Genomic DNA, 15,147 nt, shown 5'->3' with positions numbered 1-15,147 from the left:
TGGCGGCCCCGGAGGGAATCGAACCCCCGACGCCCTCCTTAGGACGGAGGCGCTCTATCCACTGAGCTACGAGGCCGCGAGGCCCCAGTATATCCCTCGCGGGTTCAGGGGTTGAAGAACCAGCTCACCGCAGGCAACAGGCTCAGCAGCGTGAAGCACAGTTGGATCGTGATCCCCACGATGCCCCAGTTGTTCCACTTGCGTTGCGTCGCTTCCAGTTGGGCTTGGCTGGCGAAACGTCCACTCTGCCACGCCCAGCGCATTCCGCGTCGGCCCCAGGCGATGCAAAATGTCCACACCAAAACGGCCTGTACGATGGCTCCGAGCGGATGGAAGAAGGTCAGCACGCTGCCCAAGAACCCAATGGGCACGCACATCAGTGGTTTCCAGTTGCGGTGGGCGATGCCCCAGAAAAACGGAAGTCCCATTGCACCGTACGAGAATGCGGTGAGCGTTTCCTGTTCGACCTGCGCGGGGCCACCGTCCACGACCCGCAAGGGGTTCGCTTCGGCTGCAAAGAGCGTCTCCCCGCCGGCAGCCATCAGGCCCGGGATCTGACGCGCGAGCACGCGCTCGCCCGTTTGGGCGTTCTCGATCCATGTATCCGGCAACACTCGGCGCTCCGCGGCCCAGTTGCGCAGAACCTCGGCGGTCACCGGCCCATAGCGTTGGCCGTCTGGCATCACCACGTACAGTTGCATGTCACCCGAATTTTCGGCAAAACCGAACGAGAATCTCAGGTGCCGCGGATGGCGGAGAGGGTATCGCGTCGCTTTCGTTGAGCCCACTTCGCCTTCTCGGCCAGCCCAGCCCGAGCGTAAAGCCGCGAAGCGAGGTCGTAAGCGTTACGGATGTGGAAAGGGCGGGCTTGCATGAAGGCTTTGCCCGGATCGGTCGAGGTATCGACGACGGTCTGTAGGTGCTGCTCCACCGCGTCTACGAGCAAATCGGCCAGAGGCACGTCGGCACCCTTCCCCATGGCAGCGGGGGCGATCTCCAGGAGCGAGGCAGGCAGGATTGCGCCCTTATCCCCAGGGGGCGTATCGAAGACTGAACGGGCCAACTCAACAGCCTCCTTCGGGCGACCGAGCTTCGCTTCGCACTGAGCCAGCCGCAGGGTGTCGTTCACGCGTCTGTCCGGTGTGGCGGCTACCTTCACGGCGGCGCGAAACGCTTCGGACGCCTTGTCCCAGAGCTCGGCAGTTCGGTAGATGTCGCCGAGTCGCCACGCATCGGCGGGATCAGCCGAGCCGAGATCCAAGTACTTTGCGAACTCCCTTGCGCGGGCGCGCAGTTCATCGCGCAACTGGTACTGCGTGAGCTCCTTGGTTCGGACTCGGTCATCCAGGCTTTCGTAGACTCCGCGCAGCGCGTTCTGGATCGCCTCGGGCTCTACGAGCGAGGCGTTGGCCGGATCGTTCGGGTCGGGCGGGTGCTGGATCTTGCACCCGATGAGCACGAGACCCACCAAACCGCAAGCGAGCTTAGTCGAAAGTCTTATAGCGATCCTCGCGGAACCGGGCATCGCGGTAGATTTCGCCGCCGCAGAAAGTCGCCACGGCCTTGCCCTTGAGCTCCCAACCGTGGAAAGGCGTGTTCTTGCCCTTGCTGAACGTCCTCGCTGCGTCGAAAGTCCATTCGACCTCCGGGTCGATCAAGGTGATTTGCGCAACGGGGGTCTCGCCCGGGGTCAGGCATCCCGCGTCCAGTCGCAGAATGCGCGCGGGGGCCGTGCTGAGCTTCTCAATGGTGTCGAGCGGCGAGAGTAGACCCTTGTGGGTGACGTGGGTCAGTGTGAGACCGACCACCGATTCGAGCCCGACCATGCCGTAAGGAGCCTCTTCGAATGGGACTTGGACCTCGTAGTTGGCGTGCGGCGAGTGGTCGCTCGCAATGCAGTCGATGGTGCCATCGGCGAGCGCCTGGCGTAGGATATCGAGGTCGATCGGTGTCCTCAAGGGCGGCGTCGTCTTGTAGTGGGGATCGAATTCGCCCACCATGTCATCGGTCAGCGTGAAGTACTGCGGGCAGATCTCGCATGTAACCGGTGCGCCCAAGTACTTGGCTTGCCGGATCATCTCGACCGCGCCCCAGGTGCTAACGCGCATGACGTGCAGTTGGCAACCGGTGTGCAGCGAGAGCAGACAATTGCGCATCACCATGATCTCTTCGGCGCTGCGCGGCATCCCCTTCAAACCTAGCATCGCGCTCATCGCGCCATCGTTCATGCACGCGCCACGGCTCAGGTTCATGTCCTCGGCGTGCGACATGATGGGCAGATCGAGCTGGGCGCAACTCACCATCGCGCGAGTGAGGAGCGCAGAATCTTGGATCGGCGCGCCTTCATCGCTGGCGGCGATGATGCCCGCCTTCTTGAGCGCGGCGAGGTCACTGAGCCGCTCATTCTTGAGCCCAATCGTCAGGGCACCGACCGGCGCGACGAAGACGCCGCCCGCATCGGGCGAGGCCGCCCGGTCTAGGATGAAGTCGATAAGCTCCGGCTTGTCCAGCGGGGGGCTGGTGTTGGGCATGCAGCACACGGTGGTGAACCCGCCCGCAGCTGCCGACTGGGTACCGCTGGCGATGGTCTCTTTGTGCTCTTCACCCGGTTCGCGCAGGTGTACGTGTGGGTCCACCAGGCCAGGGGTGATCCACAGGCCTGTGCAATCGTATATCTCCTCGGCCCCGTCCTCATTCACCTTTGCACCGAGCTCGGTGATCTGGTCGAATTCGATGACAACCGAGCCGATCATGTCGGTTTTGGTAGACGGGTCAAGGATGCGGCCGTTCTTCAGGACTGTCTTCACTTCTTTCCTCCGCTCCCCGATTTGGGCCTCTTCGCGCTGGTTTTAGCAGACGGTTTCAGCCCCGCCGCCGCATGGCCGCCAAAGACCCAGTCATAAGCCGCCATCCGGACAAAGATGCTGTTCTCCACTTGGTCTCGGATTGCCGAACTCACGCCGTCGGCCGCCGCGTCGTCTAGCTCTACGCCACGGTTGATGGGGCCGGGGTGCATGACCAAACAGTCCTTCTTGGCGTACTTGAGGGTGCGCGCGTTGATCTGGTAGGCACGCCGAAACTCACCGATAGAGACGAGGCCGCTGTCCATCCGTTCGCGTTGCAGGCGCAAACACATGATCACGTCGGCCCCTTCGATCCCGGCGGCGAGGTCGTAGTACGTCTGGCCGGGCATGAGCGCCATATGCGAGGGCATCAGGGTTCGCGGCGCGACAAATCGGACGGTCGCTCCAAGTTTGCTTAGGAGCCAGGCGTTCGAACGGGCGACCCGTGAATGCAAGATATCGCCCACAATTGCGACCGTCAGCCCTTCGATTCGTCCCTTGCGATCGAGGATCGTCAAGGCATCGCCGAGCGCTTGGGTCGGGTGCTCGTGCTGGCCGTCGCCAGCGTTCAGGACAGGGGAGCCGAAGAACTGTGCCGCAAGTTGGGCCGATCCACTGGCCGGATGCCGGATCACCAGCCCTTCCAGCCGCTCATAGCGGAGGGTGAGGATTGTGTCCCGAAGCGTCTCCCCTTTGGCCATCGAACTGCCTTGGCTGGCGAAGTTGGTGGTGCGATAGCCTAGGTAGTGCGCGGCCTGCTCGAAGCTGACGCGGGTGCGGGTCGAGCCTTCAAAGAAGACGAGCCCAACGACGCGCGAGGGGTTTGCGGTGAGCGTTTCGCCCGCGAGGACCTTTGCGCGGAAAAGTTTCGCATTCTCGATGAGCTCTTCGATGATCGGGGTCTCGAGGGACCGGATCGTTAGTAGGTGGCGGGTGCTCATGCGTGCGACTCCTCGGCGATGGTGGCCGACTCCAGGACCACCGCGTCTTCGCCGTCAAACTCGTGGACTTTGACGATGACGTGGTCCCCGCGGTCGGACTCGATCTCCCGCCCGCAGTAGTCGGGCTGGATCGGAAATTCTCGATAGCCGCGGTCTACGAGGACGGCAAGTTGAATGGTGCGGGGGCGGCCAAATTTGAGCAGTGCGTCCATGGCGGCGCGGATCGTGCGACCGGTGAAGATGACCTCGTCCACCAGAATCACGTCTTTGTTCGTGACTTCGAATGGGATCTCGCTAAGGTCTTCGGTCTCGCCGGGGCGAATGTCGTCTCGGTAGCGCGAGGTGTCGAGCTTGCCACACGGGATGGTGCGCCCTTCGACGGTGGTCATGACAAAGGCGAGCCGCTTGGCGACCGGGTAGCCGCGCTTCATGACGCCGACGACGACCAGATCTTGGGCACCGCCGTGCGCCTCAAGGATTTCATGAGCCAATCGGCCCAGGGTTCGCTTCATGTCGTTGGCATCCAAGAGGACGATGCTCATAGGTTTATCGGATTATGACGACTTGTAAGCGGTGCATGCGCATGGGCGCGCAATGAATGAGAATGTGAGCCAGCTGGGACTCGAACCCAGGACCCACGCCTTAAAAGGGCGTTGCTCTACCGACTGAGCTACTGGCTCGGACCCGCTGAGGATACCCCGACCCAATCCTGGTACGCTCACCAGACGATGGCCGATCAATCGTTGACGTACCAGGATGCCGGGGTAAATATCGATGGCGCAGCAGTCGTGCTTCGGTCGGTTTCCGAAACGCTCCGCAAGACTCACAACGACTCGGTGATCGGCGGCATCGGCGGATTCGGCGCACTCTTCCAACCCGACTTCTCCGACATGGCGCGCCCGGTGCTCGTGAGCAGCATCGACGGCGTGGGGACCAAGACAAAGGTCGCAGCGATGCTCGGCAAATTTGATGGCCTCGGTGCGGACATCGTCAATCACTGCGTGAACGACATCCTCTGCCAGGGTGCACGGCCTCTCTTTTTCCTTGACTACTTTGGGTGTTCGCACCTAAACGCCGAGCAGTTTGGCGATGTGCTCCGATCGGCAGCAGACGCGTGCTCGGCAGTCGGATGCGCGCTCATTGGAGGCGAGACGGCCGAGTTGCCTGGCGTGTACGTAGATGACGAGATCGACATCGTCGGCTCAATCGTCGGCGTGGTGGACTACGAAAAGAAGTTGCCGCGGGCCAAGATGCAAGCGGGAGATGCGGTCGTCGGGATCGCTTCAAGCGGGTTGCACACGAACGGGTACTCGCTGGCCCGCCGCGCGCTGTTCGATTCGGCTGGCATCAGTGCCCGGGACGAGATTGCGGGTCTGGGCACGACGGTCGGGGAGGAGCTTCTTCGCCCGCATCGGTGTTACTTCAACGCGGTCTATCCCATCCTCAGTGAGGTGCCTGAGGTGTACGCGGCGGCGCATGTCACTGGCGGTGGGTTCTACGACAACATCCCGCGGATTCTGCCGACCGACTGCCGAGTCATCATCGACCGCCGAAGTTGGACGCCGTTGCCAATCTTCCAGATGATCCAGGAAGCAGGGAACATCGAGACAGCCGAGATGTACCGGGTCTTCAACATGGGCGTCGGCATGGTGCTCATCTGCAGCCGCGAGGTTGCGCCATCGGTCGTGCAGCGGCTGTCCCAAGAGGGCGAGAATGCGGCGATCATCGGCGAAGTGCAGAAGGGCCCGAACGACGTTCAGATCATGTAGTGCCGGTCTTGGCCTTTGGGTGCGCCGTCCGCACCGCATCCCGCAATCGCTCGACGCTAATGTGCGTGTACACCTGGGTCGTGGCGAGGCTCTCGTGGCCAAGGAGTTGCTGCACCGACTTGAGATCCGCTCCGCCATCCAGTAGGTGAGTTGCGAAGCTGTGTCGCAACGTGTGCGGAGTGGTGGTCGGCGGGAGTCCGGCATTGGCCGCCCACCGGTGGACGATGTTCTGCACCGTGCGGGTGCTAAGGCGTCCTCCTTTTGGATTGATGAAGAGCGCATCGCCGTTCCGAGCGGGGCCAGCCGCGATGTACTCGCGAATCGTGCGCGCAGCGGTCTCCGAGAAGATGACGACCCGTTGCTTGTTGCCCTTTCCGCGCACCAGCAGCGTGTTGTCTTGAAAGTTCAAATCGCTCCAATTGACCCCGACGGTCTCGTTGGCCCGCAGTCCTGCCGAATACATCAGCTCGAGAATCGCCTGGTCGCGCAGCGGCGTCTTGCCCGGGTTGTTCTGATCGAGCATCTCACCCATCTGGGTTTGGTTGAGGGCTTTGGGCAACCGTTTCCGGTGGATGGGTGACTCCAGCGTCAGCGTCGGGTCAGTTTCGAGGACCCTGACGCGGCGCAGGTACTTGCAGAATGAGCGGACCGCACAGAGCTTGCGTGCGCGAGTGGCCGGGTGCTTGGCGTGGTCTCGGAAGAATCTTCGCAGGAGTTCGGGGGTGAGCAGCTCGGGCGATTCGGCAGACTCGCAGAGGGGGCGCAGGTCGGCTGCATAGCTCCGAACGGTATGCACGGACTTGGATGCCGCGAGATGCGCTAGATACGCGTGCAGATGCTCCTGCAAGACGCTCATACCCGCATTATGCCGGGCCGCGAGGGTGCCACATTACGCGCGACGCCTTAGGTGCCACCCAAAGAGTACGTCGGAGCTGAACAGGCACCCCCGCGAACCGTCTCAGGCATGGACGCGGAGTGGTGCACTCAGTTCAGTCAATCTATGGGACAAATAACTTGTCGAGAGCGCACCTCGCACTGAGGCTAAATATGCGCATCCTGTGGATCATCTAGTAAAATTACTTGTCACCGATTGAGTCTCTGATAACGATAGTGCTGTGGATCGCGCTTTGGGGATGGAGATTGTAACTCCGGATATGCGGCCCAGATTTCTTGAAAGGTGATACTCAATGAAAAATAGTACGAAGCTTGCGTTTTCGTTTGCTCTGCTCGGTTCGGTTGTGGCCGCTCAAGCGGACATGTCCATGTATGACAGTGCTGCCACTGGTCCGTTCAAGTGGTCGGCCAAGGTTGGTTCAGGCTCGGCCGCCAATGGCACGATGGGTGGTGGACACTTGAACCCGACGAACGACGGTTTTAACTCGGCCGAGAGTACGCCGTCGACCAATCCGATCGAGCGTAGCTGGTTCTACTGGAAGAAGGGCACCAGCACCGAGTTTGCGCTGAACACGACCACCAGTTCGAACTCAATTTTCATCAGCGAAGACACCGGAGTGGTGGGTGCAAATGTGTCGCGAACGCTGGTGGTTAACCAGAAGGACACCGGCACTGGCTCGCAGATCCTGCAGTTCACGATCAAGTCGACGTTGATTCCTGGCGTCATCAACAACACTGATGTAGGAGCTTCGAAGGCTCAACTGAAGTACGAGTGGTCTATTCGGAATATCAGTACTTCAGCGCAGGCGTTCAGCTTCTACTACATGGGCGACCTCATGTCGACGATCAACGGTTCGTCGGGCAACGGGGACGACAAGTATGAGACGGTGCTCGGCGGCGTCGGTCAGTCGACCGTTCGCACTAAGATCAGCAGCACGAACGCATCGAGTTCGACGATCCCGACGATCTACGTGACGGCGTGGAGCGCTTCGAACCTGGTCGCCAACGGTGAGTACAGCGTCGGCGCGACCCCGGCAACCCGAACCAAGTTCACGGACACGACGGCATCCGCTGCCCTGCTGAACAACTTGGCAACCCCGGTTACGGGCAACGGCGCGCTGGCCTACCAGTACGACCTGAACCTGGCCGCTGGCGCAAGCACGAACGGTGTCGTATGGCTTGGCTACAACACGGTTCCCGAGCCCGCCTCGGTCGCCGCGATCGGACTCGGTTTGGTCGCACTTCTTGCTCGCAAGCGCAAGAAGTAAACAAATCCCCAGCAAAACTGCTGGATGATGGCCCGCCCCACTCCTATTTCGGGAGTGGGGCGGTTATCATGTGGGTGATATGCGCATGTTGCGCATTTCAAACTTTTATTTGGAGAGGACAACTGGATGAAGAGATATCTCGGACTGACCATCCTGGTGCTTGGTGCTGTCGGCGCCCAAGCTCAGGTCAGCAACATGACGCTTTCGACCACGAGCCCCAACTGGGTCTACAACCACATTTTCTCGAACTCGATCGGCAACCCCGGCGCGATCGGTCGAACGACCACCAGCAGCACGAATGGCGCTGGCTATTTCAACCCCGGAACAGGCCTGAACGTTGCCAAGGACGCCCTCAAGCGACTTTGGTTCTACTACAACGGTGACGGTGGCGGACGCGAGTACGCTCTGTCCAACCAGGTTGCAGCGACGGTGGGAGCCTCTTCGGCGACCATGACTTACCGCGAGTGGGATGGCGCGAACAACGCCAACAAGTTCGAGTGGACTCTGACCTACAACCTGACGGCGACCAGCGTGAACTCGGCGACCATGACCCTTGATTGGAAGGTCAAGAATGTGTCGGCGGAGGATCACTCGCTGAACGTGTTCATCCTCGGTGACCTGGGCGGCTCGAACGATTCGATCACGTACAACAACGGCCGATACGTGTTCAACACGAACCTGCCGAACTCGACGAAGATCACCATGGACTCCTACGGTCTGCCGATCACTTCGTACGAAGCCACCAAGAACGATGCGACGTTCAACAAGCTGCTGGGTGATTCGTCCCTGCTGACGAACCTGACGAACGTTGCGTCGGAGACGGGTGATGTTGCTGGTGCGTACCATTTCAACATTGGTACTTTGCGCTCGAACGACTTCCGCTGCGGCCAGATCGTGGTCAAGTACGAAGCTGTGCCTGAGCCAGCAACTATGGCCGCTCTCGGACTGGGTGTGCTCGCCGTGGCTGCACGCCGCCGCCGCTCCAATTAACTCGGCATGGGATGTTGAGGCACCACCCAGTTGGTGCCACAACATCCTTGTCTTGAGTACAACTTACTGGGTAAAATTTATCGGTTTTCAATCCTGCAAGGGCTCTGTAGGGGCCCGAAAGTCTGCTATCAAAGGTGAAGTGACGATGATCCGAAATACTAAACTTGCTCTCTCTATCGTTTTGCTCGGCAGTGCATTTGCTGCAAACGCCGACCTCCTGTTCTACGATTCGGCCGCTCCCGGTCCGTACAAGTGGTGCAACCGTGTTGTCACCGGTACTGGCGGTTCGCAGGGAATCCAAACTTTCAATGCGACCAACGACGGTTTCATCTCCCTTGAGAACTGGAACTGCTTCGAGAAGGCATGGTTCCAGTGGAAGAAGGGCGGCGGCGCTGAACTGCCGGTCAACGGTTCCACGTTCAGCACGCTCGAATCGGAAGAGACCACCCAGGTGGGCGCAAATGTGACCCGCACGATCGTGGTAAGCCAGCGAGATCCGGGATTTGGTAACAAGATCCTTGAGACGACCTTGGTGTTCAAGCTCGTTCCGGTCTCGGTCGACAACACGAACCCTGGCCTCTCGAAGGCCTATTTGCAGTGTGACTGGACGGTCAAGAACATCAGCACCAGCGCTCAATCGTTCTCGACCTACGCATTGGCCGACATGTACTCGACGATCAGCGGCATCGGCGGCAACAGCGACGACACGTGCTCGGTGGTTTCCGGCGGTATCGGCCAGAACAACCTTCGCGTTTCTTGGTCGAGCCCGTCGGTGGCCAACTCTCCGACGGTCTACTTCGACGTGACCGGAAGCAACCTGATTGCTGCGGGCGAGATCTCCTCGGGTGTCACGCCTCCCGTCCGCACCAAGCTCACCGACAGTGCAAGCGATACTTTAAGCGGCGCAATGACCGGTGGGTCGAGCAACAACTGGGCCGCAGGCATCCAGTACAACCACAACCTGGCGATCGGACAGAGCACCTCGGGCCGATTCCGATACGGCTACAACGTGCTGCCGTCGACGGTTTCGGGCAAGGTTACGCTTGACGCGCTTTCCGTGCCGATGACCGGCAAGCAGGTCACGGTGGATCTGCGAACTCCTTCGACGCTCACGGTCATCGAATCGAAGTTGGTCACCCTCGACGTGAACGGCAACTACAGCTTCGAAACGACCAACACGGGTTCGTACGACGTGGCGATCAAGGGATCCCACTTCCTACGCAAGGTGGTTCCGGGAGTCAGCATCACCGGTGCAGGCGCGACGGTCTCGGCAGTCACGCTCCGAAATGGCGACGCGACCAACGATAACTTTGCGGACTTCTTCGACTATCTGGTGCTCAACGCCGGATACGAGACCGAGTCCCCGGATCCGATCTACGTGACCAACCAGGGTGCAGACTTCAACGAAGATGGCACGATCGACTTCTTCGACTATCTGATCCTGAGCGACCAGTACGAAACCCAAGGCGACGACTAAGAATCGCTGAGGTTCAATCTATGCCCCCTCTTCGGCATGTTGGCGAGGGGGCTTTTCCTATCTGGGCGGGCAATTCGCAACTTTCAGGAATTCCTGAAAGTTGGAGCGGTAGAATTGAGTTAATGAACCCCGAGCGCATTCTCGGCCCCGAACTGATGGGCATCTACGCCAAGGTGGACGCTGGCAAGCGATTGTCCCGCGAGGACGGCCTGTTACTCTGTACAACCCAGAATCTCACGGGAGTGGGCTACCTGGCAAACATCGTGCGTGAGCGCTTGCACGGGGCGAACACGTACTACGTCCGCAACCAGCACATCAACTACACGAACATCTGCAACAAGTTCTGTAAGTTCTGCTCGTTCTATGCCAAAAAGGGCGGCCCGGCCCCGTACGAGATGGACATGGACGAGGTGCGACGCCGCATCGGCTGGCACCTGGACATCCCCATCTCCGAGATCCACATGGTCGGTGGCATTAACCCGCGACTGAAGTACGAATACTACATGGATCTGATCCGGACGGTCAAGGAAGCACGACCGGGCGTCCACGTGAAGGCGTTTACTGCCGTGGAGATAGTGCAGATTGCTCAGATGGGCAAGGTATCGGTCGAGCAGGCACTACGCGACCTGATGGACGCGGGGCTGGACTCGCTGCCCGGCGGCGGGATTGAGATCCTGAGCGAGCGCGTGCATGCGGAGCTTTTCGGAAAGAAGCTAAACGGTGATGAGTGGAAGGACGTGGCCCGTGCAGCTGCCAAGCTGGGGCTCAAGCAGTATGCGACGATGCTGTACGGCCACATTGAGACCGACGAGGAGCGTATCGACCACCTCATTCAACTCCGCGAACTCCAAGAAGAGACCGGCCACTTCTTGACCATGACGCCACTGAGCTTCCACCCCGAGGGGACGGAACTCGACCACATCGACCCCCTCACCGCCGACACGGACCTGCGCAACATCGCGGTCTGTCGGCTGATGCTCGACAATTTTGCCCACATCAAGAGCTTCTGGATCATGAACACCGTTCCGGTGACACAGGCAGCGCTGTGGTATGGCGCGGACGACACCGACGGCCTGGTCCAAGAGTACGAGATCACCTACAAGGATGGGGAATTCGGAAACAAGAGTCAGTCGCTGACTTACGAGAACATGGTGAGGATGATCACCGAGGCCGGGCGCATCCCGATCGAGCGAGATTCGCTGTACCACGAGATCGTCCGGGAGGGTGCCGAGGTTCGGCAAAGGACCCCATTGTCGCCTCTCGCGGTTGCCACGGTGTAACGGAATTCTCCGTATGCACGTAAGAATGGCGGTACAATCCTCTGCGGTCTGAGAGACCAAAGGAACAGATTAGACTCATGGCAAACGATACTTTTGAGCGTGTAAAGAAAGTTGTGGTCGAGGAACTGAACGTCAAGGACGAAGAAGTCAGCGAGACCGCCAACTTCCAAGAGGACCTCGGCGCAGATTCGCTTGACGTCGTCGAACTCGTAATGGCATTTGAAGAGGAGTTCGGGATCGACATCCCCGACGAGGACGTCACCAACCTCAAGACCGTCGGTGACGCGGTGAACTACATCACCGCCCACGCTTCCTAAGCCCCATCAAAAAATCTATGGACTTCCGTCCTTCAGGTCGAGTGGTCGTGACCGGCGTGGGAGCCGTCACTCCGCTCGGCGTCGGAATTGACACGTTTTGGCCGCGAATGATCGCTGGTGAATCGGGCATTGACCTGATCCAGAACATGGATGTTTCCGAATTCGCCACGCGCGTCGGAGCCGAAGTACACGGCTTCGATGCGGCGGACTGGATGGACAAGAAGGACGCAAAGCGGGTCGACCGCTTCATCGCCTTTGCCGTCGCGAGTGCCTCCCAGGCGCTTGCCGACAGCGGATTGAAGGTGGATGAATCCAATCGAGACCACATCGGCGTGCTAGTCGGCTCGGGCATCGGCGGTCTGACATTCCTAGCTGAACAGTTTCGCAAGCAGATCGAGTTTGGCCCGAGCAAGGTCTCCCCGTTCCTCGTGCCGTGGATGATTCCCGACATGGCGAGCGGTATGGTGAGCATCGTCCATGGCTTGCGCGGGCCGAACACCTGCGTGGTTACGGCATGTGCGACCGGAGCAAATTCGATCGGTGACGCCTACCACATGGTGAAGCGAGGCGATGCGGTGGCGATGGTTGCGGGTGGAGCCGAAGCGCCGATCAACGAGATCGGAATGTCAGGCTTCTGCGCCATTCGGGCGATGACTTCGCGCAACGACGATCCCAAGCGAGCCTCAAGACCGTTCGACAAGGAACGGGACGGGTTCATCATTGGCGAGGGGTCGGCGGTGGTGATCCTGGAGGATTACGACCACGCCGTTGCGCGCGGTGCGAACATCTACGGCGAAGTGCTCGGCTACGGCCTGAGCGGTGATGGTTATCACATCACGCAGCCGCTTCCCGACCACGACGGTGCACGCCGCTCCATGGCGATGGCGATGAAGGACTTGGGAGATCGCAAGATTGACTACATCAATGCCCACGGCACGAGCACGCCGCTGAACGACAAGGCCGAGAGCCATGCCATGCAGGTCGTCTTCGGTGGGATCGACAAGACTCCGCAGATGAGCAGTACGAAGTCCATGATCGGGCACACGCTCGGGGCCGCGGGCGCGATCGAATCGGTGGTCTGTCTGCTGGCGATGCGCGACGGAGTCATGCCTCCGACCATCAACTACGAATTCCCCGACGAGGAATGCCCGCTCGACTGCATCCCGAATGCGGCAAGGCACGGCGAAGTCAACACGACGATGACCAACTCGTTTGGGTTCGGTGGCCACAACGCCACACTCGTCTTCGGCAAAGTCTAGCGGGCGAGCTTGAATGCCGCCCGTTCGCCGGGTCGCAGCTGCGCAAGCCGATCCAGACCCTCGCGGGTGAGGATTCCCACTTTCGGATAACCTCCGACGGTCGGGCCGTCCGGTCCCAGAACGATCAACTGCCCGTTCGGAGTCACCTGCACGGTGCCCGGGCAGCAAGGCTCGCTGACGATCTCGCAGCCGCCCGGCAGCGGGAACCCCTGCAAACGAAGCCCTTGGCGATTGATGTTGGGCGTGACAGCGAACCGCTGCTGGAAAAGGTTGGCGACGCTGAATGAGCCTGAGTGCGGACCGAGCATCATCTCGATCGGTATATTGGTCATCGAGAGGGCGGGGGCTCGCAGTGCCACGGGCTCGCCGCTGGTCTGTCCTCCCGGTTCCAGCAGCGCCCCCGCCCGGACCGGTGTCGTGACGAGTGGGGGGTCGGCGAATCCGCCCCGAATTGCGATCACGGTCAGGACGCCCAGGCTTGGCGGTTTGAATGCGAGTGACTCGCCCGCGCGTAGCCAGACTGGCTCATTGGGTCGCGGGCTGCGCGTACTGATGAACATGGGCACGGGCGCGCCTGCAAAGCCAAGTAGGACATCCGTGTGCGCGGTGAACGTCGCGCCTGAGAGTGCGAGTTCAAGGATGGGTGCGTCGAGGTCGTTGCCGACAATCCGGTTTGCCTGCGTCATGCTCGTCTGATCGAATGCGCCGCCAAGCGGAATGCCAAATTTGAGACGGCCAAAGCGCGGGCGTCCCTGAATGCTGGCAAAACCCGCAAGCTCTGTAAGCTCAAGCATTGGTGACCTCGTAGCCTGCGCTCTCTAGCGCATGGCGAACACTTGCCGCCCGAGCCACGCAGCCCGCGACGTCGCCGTGGAGACACAGGCTTTGAACTTTCGGCGCAACACGCAGCGCTTGGACAGCGGCTTCGTCGGCGGACTCAATCAGCGCGCCGGGGTTACCCCGCGCCAAGAGCCTTCCAGCTGGGTCCAGTCCCCGGTCGGCGAACCCTTCGGAGATGAAAGGGATCCCCGCCTTGGCGGCCAGTTGCGGATGCAGCGAGAGCGGATCGCCTATCAGGGGTCGTCCGAGCGTGCTGAGCCAATCGATCAGTGCCTGCGTGAACTCAGGGCGGTGCCCCGAGTCGTGGTAGAGCGCTCCGTGGAATTTGATCGCGGCAGGCTGGAGTGCGGTCATTGCGAACTGGTCCTCAAGCACCTTGCTCCACTCTTCAAACTCAGCGGCACTGGCCGACCGACGCCCCATCGACTCGCGGTCGGGATAGCCGATATGGAGCGAGATCCGAATCCCCTGCTCACGGCACTGGGCGGAGAGCGACGCGGCCAGTTCGGGTGACCCGGCATGTGCACCGCAGCAGACGTGGGCGGTCGTGATGAACTCGAGGAGGTCAGAATCCCATGCGAACCCCTCGCCGATGTCGGCTGCCAGGTCGATGCACGGCATCAGAACTCACCCAGCCGTGCGCCCGCCCAGCGATCGAAGTCCGACTCCGGGATTTGAATGAACTGCACGGTGTCGCCTGCGCGGATGGGGAAGAACTCGCCTTCGACGTCGGCCATGAGTAGCGGCGTGCGGCCGATGAGGTTCCAGCCGCCTGGCGTCGCGCTCGGATAGACCGCACACTGGTGACCGACGATGCCCACGCTGCCCGGCTCGACCCGGGTGCGAGGCGTCGAGCGTCGAGGCAGACCTGAGAGCTCGGGCGCAACGCTTCCGAGATAGGCAAAACCAGGTGAGAACCCTACCGCTGCGCACCGGAACAGAGTCGTGGTATGCGATTCGATGAGAGCGGTACGGTCGATACCCAGTGCGCGGAGGACCGATTCAAGGTCGGGACCCATCTCGTAACAAATGGCGACGCGGTGGTGCTTGCCTTTGACTTTGAGATCTTCCGGAGCCGAGTTGAGGCTCGCCAGCGCGGACTCGGAGTCAAACTCAGAAGTCGTCCAAATGCCGAGAGTCTCATAGCTGCTGGTGACTTCCAAAATGCCTGGAATCGCTTGCGATTCGAACCACGCGGCCAATGCGGCTGCAGGTGCATCGAACTGGCGAACGATCCATAGGTCGGGTCCGCTGGGTTCGATGCGCATG

16 protein-coding genes and 2 tRNA genes are annotated in these 15,147 nt (G+C 60.6%); 7 read left to right on the top strand and 11 right to left on the bottom strand.

What is annotated here, in order from left to right; translation table 11 throughout:
- The 7 genes from JNM85_07515 to JNM85_07485 all read right to left on the bottom strand — a co-directional run bounded on the left by JNM85_07515 (position 1) and on the right by JNM85_07485 (position 4,464).
- Positions 1-76 (bottom strand) — tRNA-Arg (locus JNM85_07515).
- A 28-nt stretch (positions 77-104) separates the two neighbouring features.
- Positions 105-701, bottom strand: a complete 597-nt coding sequence (locus JNM85_07510) for a hypothetical protein (protein ID MBL8087901.1) — start codon at positions 699-701, stop codon at positions 105-107.
- Positions 702-736: 35 nt separating this feature from the next.
- Positions 737-1,468: a hypothetical protein gene (locus tag JNM85_07505; GenBank protein ID MBL8087900.1), complete on the bottom strand. Its 732-nt coding sequence runs from the start codon at positions 1,466-1,468 to the stop codon at positions 737-739.
- Between the two features lie 16 nt (positions 1,469-1,484).
- Positions 1,485-2,807 (bottom strand): dihydroorotase, encoded by a 1,323-nt coding sequence (locus tag JNM85_07500; GenBank protein MBL8087899.1) that lies wholly within the window; start codon positions 2,805-2,807, stop codon positions 1,485-1,487.
- A complete protein-coding gene (locus tag JNM85_07495) occupies positions 2,804-3,784 on the bottom strand; it encodes an aspartate carbamoyltransferase catalytic subunit (protein ID MBL8087898.1) in 981 nt (326 codons plus the stop codon). The genes JNM85_07500 and JNM85_07495 overlap by 4 nt, the downstream gene beginning before the upstream one ends.
- Entirely contained in the window at positions 3,781-4,326 is a 546-nt protein-coding gene (gene pyrR, locus JNM85_07490; GenBank protein MBL8087897.1) for a bifunctional pyr operon transcriptional regulator/uracil phosphoribosyltransferase PyrR, read from the bottom strand. The genes JNM85_07495 and pyrR overlap by 4 nt, the downstream gene beginning before the upstream one ends.
- A 65-nt stretch (positions 4,327-4,391) precedes the next feature.
- A tRNA-Lys gene (locus JNM85_07485) sits at positions 4,392-4,464 on the bottom strand.
- Between the two features lie 48 nt (positions 4,465-4,512).
- On the opposite strand from JNM85_07485, the gene JNM85_07480 reads away from it, so the two are divergent.
- Positions 4,513-5,553: a phosphoribosylformylglycinamidine cyclo-ligase gene (locus tag JNM85_07480; protein ID MBL8087896.1), complete on the top strand. Its 1,041-nt coding sequence runs from the start codon at positions 4,513-4,515 to the stop codon at positions 5,551-5,553.
- On the opposite strand, the gene JNM85_07475 is transcribed toward JNM85_07480, so the two are convergent.
- Positions 5,546-6,409: a tyrosine recombinase XerC gene (locus tag JNM85_07475; GenBank protein MBL8087895.1), complete on the bottom strand. Its 864-nt coding sequence runs from the start codon at positions 6,407-6,409 to the stop codon at positions 5,546-5,548. The two genes, JNM85_07480 and JNM85_07475, sit on opposite strands and share 8 nt — an antisense overlap.
- Positions 6,410-6,740: 331 nt before the next feature.
- Here JNM85_07475 and JNM85_07470 point away from each other — a divergent pair, with 331 nt between their 5' ends.
- The 6 genes from JNM85_07470 to fabF all read left to right on the top strand — a co-directional run bounded on the left by JNM85_07470 (position 6,741) and on the right by fabF (position 13,038).
- The gene (locus tag JNM85_07470; protein MBL8087894.1) at positions 6,741-7,715 is read left to right on the top strand and encodes a PEP-CTERM sorting domain-containing protein; all 975 of its coding nucleotides are present in this window, start codon (positions 6,741-6,743) and stop codon (positions 7,713-7,715) included.
- A 126-nt stretch (positions 7,716-7,841) separates the two neighbouring features.
- A complete protein-coding gene (locus tag JNM85_07465; GenBank protein ID MBL8087893.1) occupies positions 7,842-8,705 on the top strand; it encodes a PEP-CTERM sorting domain-containing protein in 864 nt (287 codons plus the stop codon).
- Positions 8,706-8,850: 145 nt separating this feature from the next.
- Positions 8,851-10,182 carry a hypothetical protein gene (locus JNM85_07460; protein MBL8087892.1) on the top strand — a complete coding sequence of 444 codons (1,332 nt, stop codon included), beginning with the start codon at positions 8,851-8,853 and terminating at the stop codon, positions 10,180-10,182.
- A gap of 122 nt (positions 10,183-10,304) precedes the next feature.
- Positions 10,305-11,462, top strand: a complete 1,158-nt coding sequence (locus tag JNM85_07455; GenBank protein MBL8087891.1) for a CofH family radical SAM protein — start codon at positions 10,305-10,307, stop codon at positions 11,460-11,462.
- A 77-nt stretch (positions 11,463-11,539) separates the two neighbouring features.
- Entirely contained in the window at positions 11,540-11,779 is a 240-nt protein-coding gene (locus JNM85_07450) for an acyl carrier protein (protein MBL8087890.1), read from the top strand.
- A gap of 17 nt (positions 11,780-11,796) precedes the next feature.
- Entirely contained in the window at positions 11,797-13,038 is a 1,242-nt protein-coding gene (gene fabF, locus JNM85_07445; protein MBL8087889.1) for a beta-ketoacyl-ACP synthase II, read from the top strand.
- On the opposite strand, the gene JNM85_07440 is transcribed toward fabF, so the two are convergent.
- From JNM85_07440 to JNM85_07430, 3 genes are read right to left on the bottom strand one after another with little or no spacing between them, the layout of a single operon-like run.
- Complete coding sequence (locus JNM85_07440; GenBank protein ID MBL8087888.1) at positions 13,035-13,832, bottom strand: biotin-dependent carboxyltransferase family protein; 798 nt, start codon at positions 13,830-13,832, stop codon at positions 13,035-13,037. The two genes, fabF and JNM85_07440, sit on opposite strands and share 4 nt — an antisense overlap.
- Positions 13,825-14,499 (bottom strand): LamB/YcsF family protein, encoded by a 675-nt coding sequence (locus JNM85_07435; protein ID MBL8087887.1) that lies wholly within the window; start codon positions 14,497-14,499, stop codon positions 13,825-13,827. The genes JNM85_07440 and JNM85_07435 overlap by 8 nt, the downstream gene beginning before the upstream one ends.
- On the bottom strand, positions 14,499-15,146 hold the full coding sequence (locus tag JNM85_07430; GenBank protein ID MBL8087886.1) for a carboxyltransferase domain-containing protein: 648 nt from the start codon (positions 15,144-15,146) through the stop codon (positions 14,499-14,501). The genes JNM85_07435 and JNM85_07430 overlap by 1 nt, the downstream gene beginning before the upstream one ends.
- Between the last annotated feature and the right edge of the window lies 1 nt (position 15,147).

This window comes from Chthonomonas sp. (assembly GCA_016788115.1).
In the GTDB taxonomy this organism is placed as follows: domain Bacteria; phylum Armatimonadota; class Fimbriimonadia; order Fimbriimonadales; family Fimbriimonadaceae; genus UBA2391.
The sequence above is the reverse complement of the archived record's forward strand: the minus strand, read 5'-3'. Positions and strand labels throughout refer to the sequence as shown.